This is a genomic window from Bartonella vinsonii subsp. berkhoffii ATCC 51672, assembly GCF_902825225.1.
GTDB lineage: Bacteria > Pseudomonadota > Alphaproteobacteria > Rhizobiales > Rhizobiaceae > Bartonella > Bartonella berkhoffii.
The window spans coordinates 1-385 of record NZ_CADEAK010000350.1; the positions used below are offsets into that span (position 1 = coordinate 1).

At 38.2% G+C, this 385-nt stretch carries 1 protein-coding gene and 1 pseudogene; both read left to right on the plus strand.

The window, feature by feature from the left end; genetic code table 11:
• Positions 1-168, plus strand: a 168-nt coding sequence (locus J7R10_RS09570) for a transporter associated domain-containing protein (RefSeq protein WP_281432525.1), incomplete at its 5' end; no start/stop codon positions are given.
• Positions 131-385 (plus strand): annotated as a pseudogene (locus J7R10_RS10190) (apolipoprotein N-acyltransferase); the annotation flags it as partial. The gene J7R10_RS09570 and the pseudogene J7R10_RS10190, both read left to right, overlap by 38 nt.

The window sequence follows — 385 nt, forward strand, 5'->3', positions numbered from 1 at the left end:
ATTGTCTCTATTCTTGACCGTATTCCTGAAAAAGGGGAAGTCGTTGAAGCTGTCCCCGGCTATCGATTTCGAATTTTAGAAGCTGATAAACGCCGGATTAAGCGGTTGCGCATTTTTCGCATTCCAGAAAATGCAAATTTTGAAAACAATGCCATCCCTGAAAAATAACCAAACCTTTCTCAACAATTTTACGTTTTTCTTGTTTTCTGTTACTGACTGGAAGCGACAAATATGGGTGTCTCTCTGTGGTGCCTTTTCTTCTTTTGCACTTCCACCTTTTTATTTGATACCTCTGTGCTTTTTAACTTTTACCCTCTTTATTGTTCTCCTTGACTCAATCCATACTCTCCAGAATAATAAAACGCGCTTTCTTACTTATGCTTTA